Genomic DNA, 17,471 nt, shown 5'->3' with positions numbered 1-17,471 from the left:
CGAACGCTATTATCTGAAAACAGAATGCCAGATTAAATTATTCTAACAAACCGCCGTATACCAGACCGGTACGTACGGTGGTGTGAGGGGACAGTGAGGGAAATAATCCCTCACTTCCTACTCGATTCCTCACTGGCTGTTGGTTCACTATAACCTGTTATGCAGCAGTTATTGCCTGATCAGTTTAATAGTTTCAGCCTTTCCCTGCTTAGCGATCCGCAATAAATAGGTGCCTGGTTGTAAAGCCGCTCCAACGGTTTTATTGTTTTCACCGCTTCCTCTTTCTACTTCGATACCGTGGATATCAGTAATCACATAATTAAATTTCCCTGTAGTGCGGATATTGAAAGTATGGGTGCTGGGGTTGGGATAAGCTACGGCAGCTTCTTCTTTTGCCGTAGCAGTTGCAAGGCTGGTAACACCGGCGCAGCTCACGCCGGTAGGGCTGCCACTTATCTGCAGGTAATCGATATTTCCCAGACCATTGGACGCCAGACTTTCCAGGCGTATGGTTTGCTGACCGGCGGTAAAACTACGTGTAACCGATACCGTAGTCCAGGTGTGCCAGTCGGTAGTATACGGAAAATCTATATTGGCGATTACCTGAGTTCCGTTTACCAGGAGTCTGCCCGGGCGGTTCAGTCCACCTGCGTTGGCATAGCGCCAGGTAAGCGTATAGTTTCCTGCGGTGGGTACATTAATCCGCCATGTAACTCCCACGCCTATACCGCTGTTGACGTTGGCATATCCTGTACCGGTAAAGTTATTGGTAGCACTTTCCACGGCTCCGTCCACACTACAGAAGCCGTTGGTATTTTCCTGGATGGTGAGTCCGGCTCCGCTACCACCTGGATTTTCACCTGTCAGAAAATTCAGATATTCCTCCAGGTTCGTGTAGCCGTCACCGTCAAGGTCACCATTATTATCCGCCACATTTGGATTGGTGCCGTTAGCGGATTCCCATGTGTTGGGCATGCCGTCGTTGTCGGTATCCGCAGGTGCGGTGCCGGCAGCGTAGGTAGGCCAGCCACCTACTTCAGTGGGAGAATCAATGATACCGCCTTTGCCGGTGGTAGCGCCAATAGCCGTGGAAGTGCCGTTGGTGGTTTCATTGACCAGGCGTGTGTCTACCGCGTCTCTGATAGGCACATTGGCGCCGGCTTTCAGCAGTACATCCGTGTAGGCGCTGGCGGCAGATTGGGTGGTGATATCGGCGCCGGACAAACTGAATGCAGTGGTGGACTTAGCGTTGGGTTGCTCTGCTGCCGGTACGCTGGAGAGGCTAACTCCGGTCCAGTTGTCGTTCGTTTCGCTGGTGCTCCCATTCATGTAGTTACCTGCGATGTAGAACTTGCCGACGCCAAGCGCATTGTAGGAAACGTTTATGAAATGAAGGTTGGAGTTGGCGGGTCCGGGTTTATAATAGTTGTTGACCATGTTAATGCGTGACACACCACCAGGGATCTCTACTTCTCCGCCATAGGCAGCGCCGCTGCTGCCGGAGTTGTAGATCACATTATTGCGATAATCTACAAGTGCCACTGTATCATGTGCGCGGGCGCCGCCAAAGCGGATGGCACGACTTTGCTGGTTGCTGATCAGATTGTGGTGATAGGAGGCGTTCTGGCCGCCCCATACGCCGCCGTAGCCACGTACGCCTTTGGCATGGCCGGCGTTGTACAGGCCTTCACTAACGATGCACCATTGCACGGTGGCATTTTTGAAGTCATACATGGCTGCACATTCTTCATTGGCCCAGCTAAAGGAACAGTGGTCGATGATTACATCGTGACAGTTTTCCATATCAAAGCCATAGATGCCGGTGGACAGCGTGCCGCCGGGCCGGGAGCGGATGTAGCGGATAATCACATTGCCGTGATTGCCGCCTTGTGACGCTGCTCTGGCGCCGTTCATTACAAACGAATGTCCTTTGAGACAGATGCCGCCACCAGGGGCTGTTTGGCCGGCAATGGTGATGTCGGAGCGGCGTATTCTCAGCTCTGAAGCCAGGTTAATGATGCCGCCAACCCTGAAGATGATCGTGAGCGGCTCGCCGGGAAAAGCATTGAATGCTTCGCGGAAACTACCGGCGCCGGAGTCATTCAGGTTGGTAACAAAATACACCTGGCCTCCGCGGCCGCCACTGGCATGGCTCCCAAAGCCTTGTGCGGTGGGGAAGGCCAGCTGCTGGCTGATAACAGGGGCGCTTGACAGTAAGAGTGCTAGTAGTCCAAGAGAACATAGGAGGGTTTTCAACCCGGGTCGTGGATGAGGGTGGAAATGTGTTTTCATATCGTGTGTTTGGTTTAAAAAGAAAGCTTTACGGCCGGATGAGTAGAGTTGGGTATTGCTTCTTTGTATAACAGGTCAGGTATTGCTTCGTCTGCTGGCGGTGATCCGATCTGATGGGTATAACAATTTATAATAATGGAGGAGGGGGCAAAATGGAGATTATCGTTATTTAGCTGTCAGATAATGCTTTTTTCAACCATGGGAGGGAATATGCAACATCTCTTACGGTAAATGTGGGGGCACAATCGAAAAGAGGTGCATGCTTTGAAATTCTTCAGGAAAGAAATACCTTTGACCCAGCTAATGCTATCGATTGCATAATAATTTACCATTTAGAAATTGTCAACAGTGAATTCTTCACCGTGTTAGTTATGTCCGCTGTCAGCCAAAAACAAAAGCTGGTCGTATAGATGCGAAAAATTACAGATAGTAGTCATCAACTATTGTTGCAGGTTGCTGCGGGTGAAACCAATGCATTTGGAGCACTGATGGAACAGTACCATGCTATTCCGTACAATACAGCGCGGCGCCTTCTTGGTGAGCACTGGTTAGCGGAGGATATTGTGCAGGAAATATTTCTTAAGATATGGATCAACAGGGAACAACTTCCAGCCATCAGTAACTTCAGGGCATGGCTGATTACTATTACCACAAATAAGGTTTACGATCACCTGCGCAACCAAAAACTTCATACACAACATCAGGAAGAATGGCGGGAACAGTTGCACCTGCAAATGCCCCCTGAGGAAGAAAACCGGCTGAATGAATTATTGGGGCAGGCTGTGACCCGGCTTAGTCCTAAACAACGAACGGCCTTTACCTATATCAAGCTACAGGGATTTAGCAGACAGGAAACTGCCATAATTATGAAGGTTTCCCCTGAAACCGTGAAGACCCACCTGGAAGCAGCGATGCGCACCGTTCGTGCATATTGCCTGAGTCAGCTTGACGCCGGCACTTCTATACTATTATTGGCAGTACTGCTGAAAATAATTTTATAAGCCCTCCCCCAAACACTCTTCACCATTCGTCTTTATTAATTGTATGCCATCACTACAAGAATTATATGCGGCTTTTGAAGTCAACAAGCTTTCTTCCGAGGAAGAGCGGGCATTCTTAGCTCAACTGTCGTTGCCAGCCCACGAGGCTGAGGCGCGGGAGATTATCCGCCGGATGGCAGAGCAGGTAACGGAAACGCCAGTACTTACTGCTGAGCAGCTGACTGTATTGCATAAAAGTATTATAGCTGCGGTTCCGCCATCCCAGCCGGTACGTCGGGTATTTCACTGGACATGGGCTGCTGCTGTTGTGTTCCTGATGGTTTGCAGTGCGCTTGTTAAGTATACCTTCTTTAATCAACCCAAGGCTTATCCTTCCGGCGTGGCTTCGATACAGCCTGGAAAGTCAGGTGCAATCCTGGTATTGGGTGATGGAACAAAGGTATTGCTGGATACTGTCGCGAATGGTGTAGTAGCCAATCAAAGTGGTACCCAGGTACAACTGCAGAACGGTCAGCTGTTGTACGGAGCGGGCGATGCATCTGCCACCATCACCTATAATACTATGTATACTCCCAGAGGGCGTCAGTTTAAACTAATGTTACCGGATGGGTCACTGGTATGGTTAAACGCAGCCAGCAGTATCAGGTATCCTACAAAATTTGGTCACGGTCAGCGTCTGGTAGAATTATCAGGGGAAGCCTACTTTGAAGTGGCCGGGTCGCCAGGTCATCCGTTTGTGGTAAATGTGGCCAATCAGGCCGCTGTTGAAGTTTTGGGCACTCACTTCAATGTCCAGGCTTACGATAACGAAAATGAGATCAGTACAACGCTGCTGGAGGGAAAAGTACGGATAAAAGCCATATCAACCAATCAACAGGCGATACTGCTTCCAGGTCAGCAGGCAAGGATCAGTCAGTCGTCGGCGATCAGCCTTGAATCAGCTGTGGACATAGATAAGGTAATCGCCTGGAAAGAAGGTCAGTTCAATTTTGAAGACACCAGGCTGGAAGAAATCATGCATCAGCTGGAAAGATGGTATGATATTGAAACTATTTATGAGGATGATGTGCGCAACATCCGCTTTGGCAGCATCATTTCCCGGAAGGAACATGTTCAGTCTGTATTGACGTTACTGGAGTTGACAGGTGAAGTCAGTTTCCGGACCAGCGGACGTTTAATTTATATCAGAAAAGGTAAAAAATAATATGGAATAATAACAGGTCAACATCAAAAACGGGGATGTTCGTACCATCCCCGTCGCGGCTGTGACTAAGCAAGATCAATCCAGTTAGACTGTATCCGCCTGTGAAGCGGGTTATTACTTAACCAAAACCAGGATCAAATTTATGGTTTTTAGACCAAATCCGGCATCTTCCGGCAAGGGAGTACTATGCCCTACCAAAATCTACCGTATTATGAAGTTGATGAGTGTATTGTTGCTGGCCGCAGTTATGCAGGTCAGCGCTTCCACCTTCGCACAAAAGGTGACGCTACACACCAGGTTAATGCCGCTCAGACAAGTCTTTATGGAGATTAGAAAGCAAACAGGCTATGATTTCGTTTATAGCTCAAAGATGTTGGAGGCAGCCACCGACGTGGTGATAAATGCAGAAAATGCATCACTGGAAGATGTACTGAAGCAATGTTTTGCCAACCAGCCGCTCTCTTATGCAATTGCGGATCGTACGATTGTTGTACAACGGAATAATGTTGCCATATCCCTTTCCCCAAATAGGCAACGGAGTACGGGAGAGCCGGTTACCGGAAGAATAACCGATCAGCAAGGTAAACCCGTAGCTGGCGTGAGTGTGAGTATAAAGGGAATGCCTGGCGGGGTTACAACCAACCAGGACGGAACCTTTAGCATTGCAGTACCGGCGGGCGAAATTGTGCTGGTTTGCAGCCATGTTGGCTTTAACAACTACCAGGTCAAAGTTCAAAATGGCGATAATATCTCCATAAAATTAGAAGACAGAACAGAACAAATGAAAGAAGTAGTAATTTCTACCGGTATTTTCACCAGGAAGAAAGAAAGCTTTACAGGCGCTGTCAATACAGTTACAGGGGATCAGCTACGTGCTGTAGGAAACCAGAATGTTATCCAAAGTTTGAAATCTTTAGATCCTTCATTCATAGTACTGGAAAATAATCTACAGGGAGCCAATCCCAACACCCTCCCGAATATTGAATTGCGAGGCAAAAGCAGTCTTTCCCTCAATAACCTTCAGGACCAGTTTGGAGCCGATCCCAACCAGCCACTGTTTATACTCGATGGTTTTGAAACTACCATGCGGGTAGTTAATGACCTGGATATAAACCGTATCTCTGCTATTACTCTCCTTAAAGATGCCGCCTCTACTGCCTTATATGGTGCCAAAGCAGCCAATGGTGTGGTAGTTGTGGAAACCAAAAGACCTGTACCCGGGAAGCTACAGGTATCCTATACCGGTGACTTCCGGGTAGAAATGCCGGACTTGCATAGCTACAACCTGATGAATGCAGCAGAAAAACTGGAATTTGAAAAACTCGCTGGTCGCTATCGCTATTATAATCCCAACTCCGGTTCGGTAGATCAGGTATACCAGAAATTTCTGGACCAACAGTATAACACGAAGCTCGCTGAAGTTCAGCGCGGCGTTAATACGTATTGGCTAAATGAACCAGTTCAAACGGGGGTTACCAACGCTCACTCCTTGCAGCTTACTGGTGGTAGCAATGAACTGATGTTGGGCGCCGGAGTAAGTTACCGCAAAATCGATGGTGCTATGAAGGGCTCCGGGCGAGATATGTGGGGGACTAACATGGATCTCACATATCGAAAGGGGAAGCTAAATATCTCTAACAGATTATATCTCTCAGGTTTTTCAGCGGATGATTCGCCATATGGCTCTTTCGCCAATTTTGCCAATGCGAACCCTTACTATCGCAAATACAATGAGGATGGAAGCATTCCCAAATACCTGGAACAAACTACAGCCTATGTTAAGGAAATGGATTATACCATTTTTAACCCGCTGTATAATGCAGCCTTACCACAAAAAAATCATACAAGTAACTTAACCTTACAAAACAGCGTTCAGCTGATTTATAAAATTTCGCCCACTTTACAGTTACAGGGAGGATTCCAAATCAGCAAAGCAAAAAATGACACCGTGGTATTCAGGGCTCCCGAAAATACTGCTTTTGATGATATACCCTATGATCAGAAAGGCAGCTATTCCCACGGAAGCCTGACTAATAGTGGTTATCAGGGAAACCTGATGCTTACCTATGCGAAGGTCCTGGCCCAATACCACCAGTTAAACGCGAACGTACGTACGGAAATCCAGGAAACAAAAAATAGCTTTGAAAGATTTGAAGCTGTTGGTTTTCCTCCTGGCACCAATGGTAACCCTGCCTTTGCCAGAAGCTATGCTCCTTATGGCAAGCCGGGAGCTGCAAACAGCACCTACCGCCGTACCAACTTACTGGGAAGCATCAACTATAGTTACGACCAGCGTTATTTGGTGGACGCCACTTATCGCCTGGATGGCTCCACAGCTTTTGGCGCCTCCAATAAATATTCCGGTTTCTGGTCGCTTGGTGCTGGCTGGAACCTGCACCGCGAGCAGTTCCTTGCGCCGGTACGTTGGATAAACCAGCTGAAATTGCGCGGAAATATTGGTCTGACAGGAAACCAAAACCTGGGTTCAGTATTATCTACCTCCGTATATCAATATGAATCGACGCAGAATATTTTTGGACAAGGACTCAATCTGACCAATCTCGGCAATCCTTTTCTGGAATGGCAAAATACATTACAAACCAGCGTTGGCTCAGACATAGTTATGCTCGATAACCGGGTAAGTGCCACTATCAATTACTATCAGAAAAAAACAGATCCATTGGTAATAGGAGTGGCGGTAGCAACTTCTACCGGTATTCCTAATTATCCTTTTAACCTCGGCAGTTTGCTGGTAAAAGGTTTTGAATTTAACCTGAGGTACTCGCCGATATATAATTTAAAAGACCGGATTATCTGGACGCTGGGCGCCAGCGGGAGCCGTGTGCATGCCGAATACGGCGGGCTGGGCAAGCAGCTGGAAGGACTCAATAAAGCACAGGAAGAAAGTAATTCTATGATTCGCTATAAAGATGGTTTCAGTCCGGATGATATATGGGCGGTTCCTTCACTGGGTATTGATCCTGCAACGGGTAATGAATTGTTTCTGCGTGCCGATGGTCAAACAACATTCACCTATAATCCGGCAGATATACGCCGGGTAGGTAATGCGCGTCCGATGATGGAAGGGGTGGCAAATAGCCAGCTCACCTTGAAGTCCTTCACCCTGGGATTATTTTTCAGGTACCGCTGGGGCGGGGATTTATTCAACAGCGCTCTGTTTAATAAAGTAGAAAACATTAGTGTATCTCAGCTAAGAAATAACCAGGACAAGCGTGCATTATATGACCGCTGGCAAAAAACCGGTGACATTTCCCAGTTTAAGGCCATTTCACTAAATACTTCCACTCCGATGTCATCCCGCTTTGTACAGAAAGATAACACCCTTGCCGGCGAATCCATCAATATGGGCTGGCAATGGCTATCAGACACCTGGATACGGCATATATCCCTCAGCTCCTTACGGGCCAGCGTATACATGAATGATATCTTCCGTATCAGTAGTGTCAGAGCTGAAAGAGGAATCGAGTATCCTTTTACAAATACTGTATCCTTTAGTTTAAACGCATCATTTTAATAAACCGCCCATTTGTTATATGAAAAAATACATTTCAATTTTACTTTTAGCGGGCTGTATTCAGCTGGGAAGTTGTAGCAGCTACCTGGATGTAAAACCGGAAGATAAGTACCTGGAGGACCAGGTTTTTAACTCAGAAACAACCATTAATCTGGCTGTCAACGGCGTATATCTCAGCATTGCAGACAATAACCTGTATGGAGCTAACTTATCCACTACCACAGTAGAAGTTTTGGCCCAGCGTTACAACATTGCTGCATCCGGTAGTACATTTTCACAATATAACGCATATGCCTATAATGACGCAACTGTTCAAGGGGGCTTTGATGCAATCTGGACCAATGCTTATGCCAGCATCCTAAACATTAACAAGTTTCTGAACAAACTGGAAAATTCCAGGCAGGTAATCCCGGCTGGCAAAGCCGACATTCTTAAAGGTGAAATGCTCGGACTACGTGCTTGTTTACATTTTGATTTGCTGCGACTCTTCGGGCCGATCTATAATACCAGCGATTCAACCGCACCTTCCATTCCATTCCGTTCACTACCCACTGCTGACCTACAGTCTATCCTGCCTGCCAACCAGGTCATGGATAGTATCCTTACGGACCTAAACAAGGCTGAATCCTTACTGGCAGGAGATCCTGTGCGCACCGCCGGCATGATGAATAACCTGCTCAATGATGGTACTGATTTTTACAGGATAAGAAACAGAAGGATGAACTTTTATGCTGTAAAAAGTCTGCAAGCCAGGGTACAGCTCTATCGGGGCAGTAAAGCAGCAGCCCTTACTGCCGCTAACCAGGTGATCTCCGAAGGAGAAACCTGGTTACCATGGCTAAATTATAAACGTATTACCAGCGATCAGGCCAACCCCGACCGCATATTTTCCCCGGAAATAATATTTGGAGCAGAATGTAGCCAGATGTACAACAACCAGTTGAAATTTTTCGCAGGCACTGTTACGGATGCTTCTATCCTGGCTCCATATGCTACCAGGCTCTCCGATAATTTCGAAAATAATGAAAATGATTACCGATACGTTTATGTATGGATACTGCCATCCGATGGTGGGAAAAACTACCGGACGTTTTTTAAATATGCTGATATACAAAGCAAAGACAGTTTATACAGATTCCTTCAGCCGCTGATCCGCAAAACAGAGTTGTATTACATTATAGCGGAATGCGAAACAGATCCGGTAAGAGCGCTGACCGCGTTAAATACAGTCCGGTATAACCGTGGCATTACCGACCTTCCTGCCACCGCAAACATTGCTACAGAAATTCAGAAGGAGTATGTCAAGGAGTTTTATGGAGAAGGACAACTGTTCTTTTTCTATAAGCGCAGGAACCTGCCAAGTATTCCAAGAGGCAGCGCCCCTACCGGCGTCATCAGTATGAACAAGGCTACTTACGTAGTGCCGTTACCGTTATCAGAAACTTCCATGAGATAAAAAATATAAAGATGAAAATATTCACAAACCTTTTATATGCTCTGGCACTGACAGTGCTTACGGCCTCCTGTACAAAAGAAGGACTGAAAACTTTCAACAGCAAGGCCGATGTTTATTTCTACAATTTTAAAGGAGCCGTTGCTGCCGGACCTGGGGTTGATAGCGCTATGTTTACCTTTGCATATGCACCGGAGACTGTGAACGACTCTGTAATTAATGTCGGATTCAAGGCCACAGGACCTGTTGCTAATGTGGACAGAAAAATCAATATAAGAGCCAGTATCACGTCCACAGCAATCGAGGGTACGCATTTTGAAGCGCTCCCTCAAAACATTATCCTGCACGCAGGAAAAGCTTCGGATAGTTTCCCGATTCGACTACTGCGCAGCCCTGATCTCTCCAGTGTTCCTGTAGAACTGGAACTGGAATTACAGGCAAATGAAAACTTTGGAACCAATATACAATATACCATTACCAACAGTCTCTCCGGCGCGCGTATCAACTACAATAAATATCGTATATCCATCAGCGATATTTTAATACAACCTGTGGCCTGGAGTGCAGCTTATTTTGGAAATTTTACCAGGAAGAAGTTCAATTTCATCTGCGAAGTATTGGAATTAGCCCCGGATGTATTCACAGATAATACGATGTCCATTCAACAAAAGCAATACTATGGCATCTTTATACAGCGTTACCTGCGAGAACTTGCCGCAAATGGCTCCCCGGTATTAGAAGACGATGGTACGCCAATGGCAATGGGAACTTCCGTACAATAACCACTTTAATCCATGCAACATGAAACATAATTTTTTCCTTTTTATTTTTACTTCCTGGATATTGTGCAGTTGTTATAAAGACAAGGGGAACTACGATTACCAGCAGATTAATGAAACCAGCATTAACAATATTGATAGTGCCTACACCGTATTTATCGGAGACAGTTTGCATATTCATCCGCAATTGTCTTTTTCCAAGGACCCGGCTGGAACTGATAGTGCGTACGAATACGAGTGGTGGGGTATTTCTTCCGCCAGCCGTTTCCAGCAAGTAAGCCTGGGTGTATCCAGGAACCTGGATATCAAATTTGGCTTACCATCCGGCATCTATGATGTATATTATCGCGTAACAAGCAAGAGTACTGGTATCCAGGCCCAACAGAAATTTCGAATCACCGCGCAAACGATTATTTCCGAAGGCTATCTGTTGCTTTGCGATAATAATGGTAAAAGCAGGCTGGATATGCTATCTTATTCCCAAAATGATTTCCGTTACCTGCCCAATGTTCTGAATACAGTGGAATCAAAACTACCGGAACAGGGCAAACCAATAAATATCTACTGTTATCCATATCAACCAACTGTTTACGGCATTTACCTGATGACGGAAACCGGCACTAACCGGATAGACCCCGAATCATTCGACTATAATGCTACTTACAATATTTCCTATGAATTCTTGTCCAAACTCCCTGCAAACTTTGCTCCGCAAAATATCTCCAGTGGCGGAAACTGGGCATGGCTATATGAAAATGGGAACATTTACAACTATTTTCGTGCTGCTAATATTTATTACGGTTTGCCCCTGAATATTTACCAGGGGGAGGTAAATACTTTCCGTACCTCACCTTTTATTGCTGCTACCAGCATAAATGCGATATTGTACGACGAGGATCATAAGCGCTTTGTAAAATCAAATATCCAGCAGAGCTATTGCACACAGCTGCCAACGGGCACAATGTTTAATTTTACCACTGGTAAAGATCTCCTGTATATGAACTACAACAGGTATACCGGAGGTGTTATCTGTGCAGTATTGGAAGACAAACCTTCCGGAAAACGATATATCGGCCGTTTTACAATGGCTGGGGTACAAAATTATTATGCAGAGATCACCGCCACTGATATAATGCAGGCAGAGAACTTCGCATTTAGTCCTGACCTTGGTTTTATGTACTACAATGTAGGCAGTAAAGTTTATCAGTATAATCTCTCCACGAAAATCAGTCACCTGGTACTCGATAAAGGGCAACCGATTACTGTATTGAAGTTTCATACTTTTTTTTATGAAGCATCGGCTTCAAAAACAAATACATACAAAGTGTGGGCGCCCAAACTACTCATTTGCTCCTATGACCCCGGTTTACCATCCGCGGTGTGTGGAAGCATGGACATGCTTACAGTACTGCCAGTAACTGGCGACCTGACGCCGTTCCTGTCATTTGAGGGGCTCGGGAAAGTGGTCAGTCTGTCGTATCGGGAAAGGATCTAAAAATCTCAAATACATATACTATCATGAGAAAAATATTATTAACAGCAACATTATTATTGGTGATCAGTTGCCTGCAGGCAGGTGTGATCATTAAAGGAACCTGGCAACGGAAGAACGCAACCAGCATTAGCTTGTATCGCATCAATCATGGTCGGCTGGAGGAGGTGTCCTCCTGCAAACTTGGCCCGGATCAGCGTTTCGGGTTCTATTTCGAACCGGCAGCCGCAGCGATTTATGTCATTGGTAACAGTAAACCCGGTTATACAGATAAATATAACTTTTACCTGAAGCCACAGGATGAATTGTCTATTGCAATCAATGACAGTAGTTATGTGTTAGAAAAAGCCAGCCCGGAAAACAGGGAAATGGAGCGCTGGCACAACTTCATACGGCCCATTGAATGGAAGGGGGCATACTTTAATGTGGCAAAGAGTACCTATGTCGACTTTTTCCCTAACCTGGAATCAAAGGCTGCGGAGGCGCAACGCTTCGAGGCAAAGAAAACAGGTAATAAGCAGTTCGATTCATTTTTCAATGCTTACCGTAGGATAGATCTTACCTTTTATGCCAGTCTTTTCCTCTCAACACCCCGCACGGCCCATCCTGAAACAGCGCAACTAACTGATTTTTACAGGCAGCTGCATGTGGCTGACTATACAGCCAATACTGATCTGATTCGATTTCCATATGGAGCAAGCTTATTGGAAATGCTTACCAGGCTGGAGTTCCGCCTAGCCGGTAATATGCGCCCGGATATAGCCACCAGCCTGGAACACATCAAAAATGACACACTTAAGGGTGAAATTGTGCTCGTATATGCCAAGCGGCTAAGATCCTACCCCGGTTACAAAGAGCTGGATGAGCAGGATGGTAAATATATCCTTACTGATGACCAGCAGGCTCGTTACAAAGATGAAATTGCGAGGATTGCCAAACTCGTGATCAAACCCGGAACACCTGCCATTGATTTCCGATATCCTGACCAGAACGGGAAGCAAACAGCTCTGAGTGATTTTAAGGGAAAGGTAGTACTGGTAGATGTATGGGCTACGTGGTGTGGTCCTTGCAAAGCCGAATTGCCTTACCTGAAAAAGCTGGAAGAGGAAATGCATGAGAAAGATGTAGTGTTTATGAGTGTTTCCGTGGATGTTGAAAAAGACCATCAGAAGTGGAAAGATTTCATCGTAAACCAGGATCTGAAAGGCGTACAGTTATTTGCCTCCGGCTGGACGGATATTACCAAGTTTTATGAAATAAAAGGAATACCAAGATTTATGGTATTCAATAAGAAAGGAGAAATTGTAAACACCAATGCGCCAAGGCCAAGCACGTCAGAGTTAAAATTGCTGCTGGAAGAGGAACTCAGGAAGTAACAAGTGACTGCTTTGATAGTATAATTCTGACACACCGACCGGTGTGTCAGAATTATACTATGTGGCATTATGGTGCTAAAACGTATTGATCCTATGCACCTACCTACATGCGAATTTGTTGTGTTAATGGTAGTGGAAGAGGCAATGTGGCAAAAACCGAATCGATCAAAAAATAAGAAAGGTTGTAAGTCAAATACTTACAACCTTTCTAGTGCCCAGAACTGGATTCGAACCAGCACACCCTTGCGAGCGCTGCGACCTGAACACAGTGCGTCTACCAATTTCGCCATCTGGGCATCACTGATTTGTGTTACAGGGCTGCAAAGATAGGAATTGATTTTAATCTGCAAAATTTATTTTCTGAAAACCTGTTTTGCCATGAAATTCTTAACTTAACACCTATAACCAAAACGGTTACACGCCTACGAAGCCCGATATGATCAATTACTATATACTGCTGGAACTGCATAATTTCGCCTCTATGGAAGAGGTGAAAACCGCGCACCGCCGACTCTCCAAACAGTACCATCCCGATCTGAACCAGGGCAACAGGGCCGCAGAAGAAAAGTTTAAGATCGTTCAACATGCGTATGAGCAACTGAAAGACCCGGTGCGGAAACGGAACTATGACGATATCCTTCGCGCTAACATCTTCCGAAATAATAACACTACCAGCAGTAACACCAATACAGGTAGCCGGACTTATACCCGCCCGCAGCCTGCTGCTCCTGTAACGCCGCCACCATCGCCGAAACAGGTAAAAAGGGACCTGTATTTAAAGCTGGGCGTTGCAGGTGGCATTCTGCTGATCATTGTTCTCGGCGTGATTTTCGGCAAAGATGATAATCAGCTGGAAAGACTCAAAGCCACTAACCCTTCCGGAATTATTATTCAATCGGATGTAAATACCAGTGAGCTGGGATTTATGCCCGATGGGGGCAAGGAAGAAGTGGTGAATGCGATGGGTATTCCCGAAACGAAAATCTACGGACAGCGAGGACTCGAAATGTGGGTGTACAAAGATTATACGGTATTTTTTCAGGAGGGTAGGGTGGTAGGTTGTATCCGTACTGCCAGGCAAAATATCCGTTAAAGCGACATGAAAACCATTTCTATCAAACCATCTCCGGTGTCGTGAAAGTCTTTACTGCGACCGGTTTCCACAGCCTGTATCGCCTGCATACTTCTGAAGGTCTGGTTGACCGCGCCAAATTCAATGGTTAGTTGCAGCAGCTCGCCCCGGTTGTTACGGTTAAATCTCCCCTGAATAAATGTTTCAAATATTTCCAGCAGCTGCTGATGCACAGGGCGGTTGGCAAATGGGACCGACTGCGGATCCAGCGTGTAATCCATGATCATTTTGTTTCGCTTGTCGGGAGTGGAAAACAATTTCATCAACCTTACAAATTCTTCATTCGTGATATAATGTAGTACGCCTTCAAATATGATGGTGGTAGGGAGATGGGGATCAAACCCGGCCAGCTCCAGCGCAGGAGTCAAGGTTCCCGCGGTGGCCAGGTCGTGGTTTACAAATGCTATTTTACTGGTGTTCAGTCCCAGAGATGTATACAGCTCTTGTTTAATGGCCGTATGACTGCTGTCTACCTCAAATATTTTCCTGATCTGGTTATCATAATGAGAGAGAAGATGAATCGCCAGCGGGTCGAGCCCGGCGCCCAAAATACAAACCTGTTCATCCTGGCGCTCTATTAAACGTTTGCGCAGAAATGAGCGCACACTTCGTTTGCGAAGCAGTATCACTTCTTTAAACAGGGGATAAACGTTTTCCAGTACTTCCCCGAGCGCTCCCACCTGGCTGTAATTGAGCCGGGATAGGTATTGCTGCTCCAGGGGTGAATTATAAACCTCTCCGGCATACTGCATGATCAGGGTGGAGGTAGCGGGAACTTGATATTGGTTGCTTTGCATACATTCGGGTTGTGCAACAAGGTAAAGCGGCGTAACGGAAGTTAAATAGCGGTGGGTGGGGGAGTGAAGAATCGTAATATCAACTAATTTGTATGGGGTGGAAATTTTATTACCTCGATAAGATCAAACTGTAACAATAAGAATTTCCCCGCGTTTAACGGCAAAGCCACTAGTATGAAAAATGTTATTTACCTATTACTGATCACCCTGTTGTTTGCAGCCTGCAAAAAAGATAAAATTGAACATAAAAGCGACTTTCAGAATAGTTATAATGCCTGGATGGATTTTAAGAAAGCAAGTAGTAATTCTTACCGTTATACTGTAGCTACCAGCTCATGGATAGGATTGAATTCAGAAACAACGGTGACGGTTCAATCCGGAAAAATTGTTCACCGCACTTATATAGCGAAAGGTCCTGATGCTAATATACCGTCAACAGTAGTAACCTACGAACAATGGGAAGAAGATGAGGCGGCTGTTAATTCCCACACAAGTGGGTTCGCAGCAGTAACATTGGATGAAATCTATCGGCAGGCGGAACAGGAATGGTTGGTGAAAAGGGCGGATGCTACTATTTCTTTTGAAGCCAAAAACAATGGGATGGTATCCACCTGTGGATATGTGCTAAAAGGTTGTATGGACGACTGCTTCATGGGGATAAGGATTACTGTTATTGAAAAGATCTGATAGCGGGGAAATTAGGTGGTTTGTATCGTTTTTCCTGATTTGTATTCGTTTTACCGTAAAAAATGCCAAAAATATCAGTTTTACAGTACTTTTTATTAAATTTACTGTAAAGGAATGTTATGACTTCAATACCCGTTGGTAGCTTATGGTTGAAAAATAAATTTAATATAACGGGTGTGTCGCTCACACACTGTTCTTACATTGGAAACAATGATTCAATTGAAATCAGTAATAAAGGCAATATTGATCAGGTGTATAGTCGAAAGTATTCTCCTGTGGAGGATACGCCTTTGTCTCATTTGGAGTTCTCCCTAAAATATGATGATTTAAGCCTGGCATTTTTGAGAAAGATCTTTGATTATATTCCAATTCAAGATATTGAGCGCTTTATTGCATCTTCTCCGGCCGGTAAATATTCCAGAAAAATTGGTTTCTTTTTTGAGATGCTGACAGGCAACAAATTGGCGATAAAAAGCTCCATTGGTGGAAATTATGTTGACTTATTAGAAAATGAAAAGTATGTCACGGGTACTGTTATAAAGAACACACGTTGGCGTGTAAATGATAATTTGCTTGGTACGGATTTATATTGCCCGATCGTAAGAAAAACGAATAAGCTAAAGGAATTATTAAAGGACGACATTCGTGCAAGGTTGGAGCAGTTAAAGACTGATTTTTCTCCGGCAGTTTTTAATAGAGCCATCAATTATCTATATAATAAAGAGACAAGATCATCTTATGAAATTGAAAAGGAGCAACCAACTCCTGATAGAATGGAAAAATTCGTTGCCTTACTTACACAGGCAGGTGCCGAAGAATCTGAATTATTGCTTGATGAAAAAAGATTGACCCATTTGCAAAATGCAATTGTTGATAACAGATTTTGGGCTCAAGGTTATCGGGATTTTCAAAATTACATTGGTCAAACCTTACCAGATTATATGGATATGATCCATTACATCTGTCCACCTCCTGTTTTTGTCCGGTCCATGATGAAAGGGCTGGTAAATGTTGCCAATAAAACAAGCAAGGTACCTGCCGAGGTGAGAGCTGCCATCATTTCATTTGGCTTTGTATTTATTCATCCTTTCGAGGACGGTAACGGAAGAATACATCGATTTTTGATTCATGATATATTAGTACATGATAAGGTAGTTCCTAAAGGGCTTATCATACCAGTATCAGCTCATATGTTGAGTAATATGCGTGATTATGATGCTGGGCTTGAGCGTTATTCAAAACCTATAATGCAGGTGATCAAATATGCAAAAAATAGGGATGGAGAATTGGAGGTGCTGAATAAGGAAGAAGTTGAGGCTTTCTACCGTTTCCCGGATTTAACAGAACAGTGTATTTATCTTACGGAAACAATTCATGCGACGCTGAAAGAAGATATGCCGGAAGAATTATTATTTATAGAACGGTACGATGAAGTGAAACGTGCGCTTCAGGATATTGTTGATATGCCAGACCGCCATATAAATTTGATGGTGCTGTTTTTACATCAAAATAAAGGAGTGTTTCCCAAACGAAGAAGAGAACAATTCTCAAAATTAACAGACGGAGAAATCGGAAAAATGGAGACTGAATATCGCAGGATATTTGAATTGGATAAGTTATAAATGCTAAAGCCTTTACAGTTTTGCAGTATTATTATTGATCATGTTTACATCAATTAAAGCACTGTCTGCATGCTAAGGGAGAAACTATTTCATCTTTTTTC

At 44.8% G+C, this 17,471-nt stretch carries 12 protein-coding genes and 1 tRNA gene; 10 read left to right on the top strand and 3 right to left on the bottom strand.

The window, feature by feature from the left end; translation table 11 throughout:
• Positions 1 to 168 precede the first annotated feature (168 nt).
• Entirely contained in the window at positions 169 to 2,292 is a 2,124-nt protein-coding gene (locus tag KW844_RS24450; RefSeq protein WP_218379420.1) for a CBM35 domain-containing protein, read from the bottom strand.
• 410 nt (positions 2,293 to 2,702) lie between these two features.
• Here KW844_RS24450 and KW844_RS24445 point away from each other — a divergent pair, with 410 nt between their 5' ends.
• The 7 genes from KW844_RS24445 (at position 2,703) to KW844_RS24415 (ending at position 13,132) form a co-directional block, all read left to right on the top strand.
• Entirely contained in the window at positions 2,703 to 3,293 is a 591-nt protein-coding gene (locus KW844_RS24445; RefSeq protein WP_218379419.1) for an RNA polymerase sigma factor, read from the top strand.
• A 43-nt stretch (positions 3,294 to 3,336) separates the two neighbouring features.
• Complete coding sequence (locus KW844_RS24440; protein WP_218379418.1) at positions 3,337 to 4,497, top strand: FecR family protein; 1,161 nt, start codon at positions 3,337 to 3,339, stop codon at positions 4,495 to 4,497.
• Positions 4,498 to 4,639: 142 nt separating this feature from the next.
• Positions 4,640 to 8,032 carry a SusC/RagA family TonB-linked outer membrane protein gene (locus KW844_RS24435; RefSeq protein WP_218379417.1) on the top strand — a complete coding sequence of 1,131 codons (3,393 nt, stop codon included), beginning with the start codon at positions 4,640 to 4,642 and terminating at the stop codon, positions 8,030 to 8,032.
• Positions 8,033 to 8,051: 19 nt separating this feature from the next.
• Positions 8,052 to 9,488, top strand: coding sequence for a RagB/SusD family nutrient uptake outer membrane protein (locus tag KW844_RS24430; protein WP_218379416.1), 1,437 nt, complete (start codon positions 8,052 to 8,054; stop codon positions 9,486 to 9,488).
• An 11-nt stretch (positions 9,489 to 9,499) separates the two neighbouring features.
• On the top strand, positions 9,500 to 10,267 hold the full coding sequence (locus KW844_RS24425) for a DUF4843 domain-containing protein (protein ID WP_218379415.1): 768 nt from the start codon (positions 9,500 to 9,502) through the stop codon (positions 10,265 to 10,267).
• A gap of 19 nt (positions 10,268 to 10,286) precedes the next feature.
• Complete coding sequence (locus KW844_RS24420; RefSeq protein WP_218379414.1) at positions 10,287 to 11,759, top strand: PKD-like family lipoprotein; 1,473 nt, start codon at positions 10,287 to 10,289, stop codon at positions 11,757 to 11,759.
• Positions 11,760 to 11,782: 23 nt separating this feature from the next.
• Entirely contained in the window at positions 11,783 to 13,132 is a 1,350-nt protein-coding gene (locus KW844_RS24415) for a TlpA disulfide reductase family protein (RefSeq protein ID WP_218379413.1), read from the top strand.
• A 212-nt stretch (positions 13,133 to 13,344) separates the two neighbouring features.
• Here KW844_RS24415 and KW844_RS24410 read toward each other — a convergent pair.
• Positions 13,345 to 13,428 (bottom strand) — tRNA-Leu (locus KW844_RS24410).
• A gap of 140 nt (positions 13,429 to 13,568) precedes the next feature.
• On the opposite strand from KW844_RS24410, the gene KW844_RS24405 reads away from it, so the two are divergent.
• Positions 13,569 to 14,225 carry a J domain-containing protein gene (locus KW844_RS24405; RefSeq protein ID WP_218379412.1) on the top strand — a complete coding sequence of 219 codons (657 nt, stop codon included), beginning with the start codon at positions 13,569 to 13,571 and terminating at the stop codon, positions 14,223 to 14,225.
• On the opposite strand, the gene KW844_RS24400 is transcribed toward KW844_RS24405, so the two are convergent.
• A complete protein-coding gene (locus KW844_RS24400) occupies positions 14,222 to 15,061 on the bottom strand; it encodes a class I SAM-dependent methyltransferase (protein WP_218379411.1) in 840 nt (279 codons plus the stop codon). The genes KW844_RS24405 and KW844_RS24400 overlap by 4 nt on opposite strands.
• 174 nt (positions 15,062 to 15,235) lie before the next feature.
• On the opposite strand from KW844_RS24400, the gene KW844_RS24395 reads away from it, so the two are divergent.
• Both KW844_RS24395 and KW844_RS24390 read left to right on the top strand, forming a co-directional pair.
• A complete protein-coding gene (locus KW844_RS24395) occupies positions 15,236 to 15,748 on the top strand; it encodes a hypothetical protein (protein WP_218379410.1) in 513 nt (170 codons plus the stop codon).
• A 119-nt stretch (positions 15,749 to 15,867) separates the two neighbouring features.
• Positions 15,868 to 17,370 (top strand): Fic family protein, encoded by a 1,503-nt coding sequence (locus KW844_RS24390; RefSeq protein ID WP_218379409.1) that lies wholly within the window; start codon positions 15,868 to 15,870, stop codon positions 17,368 to 17,370.
• Positions 17,371 to 17,471 lie beyond the last annotated feature (101 nt).

Source organism: Chitinophaga sp. sic0106, assembly GCF_019219075.1.
In the GTDB taxonomy this organism is placed as follows: Bacteria; Bacteroidota; Bacteroidia; order Chitinophagales; family Chitinophagaceae; genus Chitinophaga.
The sequence above is the reverse complement of the archived record's forward strand: the minus strand, read 5'-3'. Positions and strand labels throughout refer to the sequence as shown.

Excerpts from the sequence above, each read along its gene's own strand:
- KW844_RS24450 (WP_218379420.1), bottom strand. The coding sequence starts at position 2,292 with ATGAAAACACATTTCCACCCTCATCCACGACCCGGGTTGAAAACCCTC.
- KW844_RS24445 (WP_218379419.1), top strand. The coding sequence starts at position 2,703 with ATGCGAAAAATTACAGATAGTAGTCATCAACTATTGTTGCAGGTTGCT.
- KW844_RS24440 (WP_218379418.1), top strand. The coding sequence starts at position 3,337 with ATGCCATCACTACAAGAATTATATGCGGCTTTTGAAGTCAACAAGCTT.
- KW844_RS24435 (WP_218379417.1), top strand. The coding sequence starts at position 4,640 with ATGGTTTTTAGACCAAATCCGGCATCTTCCGGCAAGGGAGTACTATGC.
- KW844_RS24430 (WP_218379416.1), top strand. The coding sequence starts at position 8,052 with ATGAAAAAATACATTTCAATTTTACTTTTAGCGGGCTGTATTCAGCTG.
- KW844_RS24425 (WP_218379415.1), top strand. The coding sequence starts at position 9,500 with ATGAAAATATTCACAAACCTTTTATATGCTCTGGCACTGACAGTGCTT.
- KW844_RS24420 (WP_218379414.1), top strand. The coding sequence starts at position 10,287 with ATGAAACATAATTTTTTCCTTTTTATTTTTACTTCCTGGATATTGTGC.
- KW844_RS24415 (WP_218379413.1), top strand. The coding sequence starts at position 11,783 with ATGAGAAAAATATTATTAACAGCAACATTATTATTGGTGATCAGTTGC.
- KW844_RS24405 (WP_218379412.1), top strand. The coding sequence starts at position 13,569 with ATGATCAATTACTATATACTGCTGGAACTGCATAATTTCGCCTCTATG.
- KW844_RS24400 (WP_218379411.1), bottom strand. The coding sequence starts at position 15,061 with ATGCAAAGCAACCAATATCAAGTTCCCGCTACCTCCACCCTGATCATG.
- KW844_RS24395 (WP_218379410.1), top strand. The coding sequence starts at position 15,236 with ATGAAAAATGTTATTTACCTATTACTGATCACCCTGTTGTTTGCAGCC.
- KW844_RS24390 (WP_218379409.1), top strand. The coding sequence starts at position 15,868 with ATGACTTCAATACCCGTTGGTAGCTTATGGTTGAAAAATAAATTTAAT.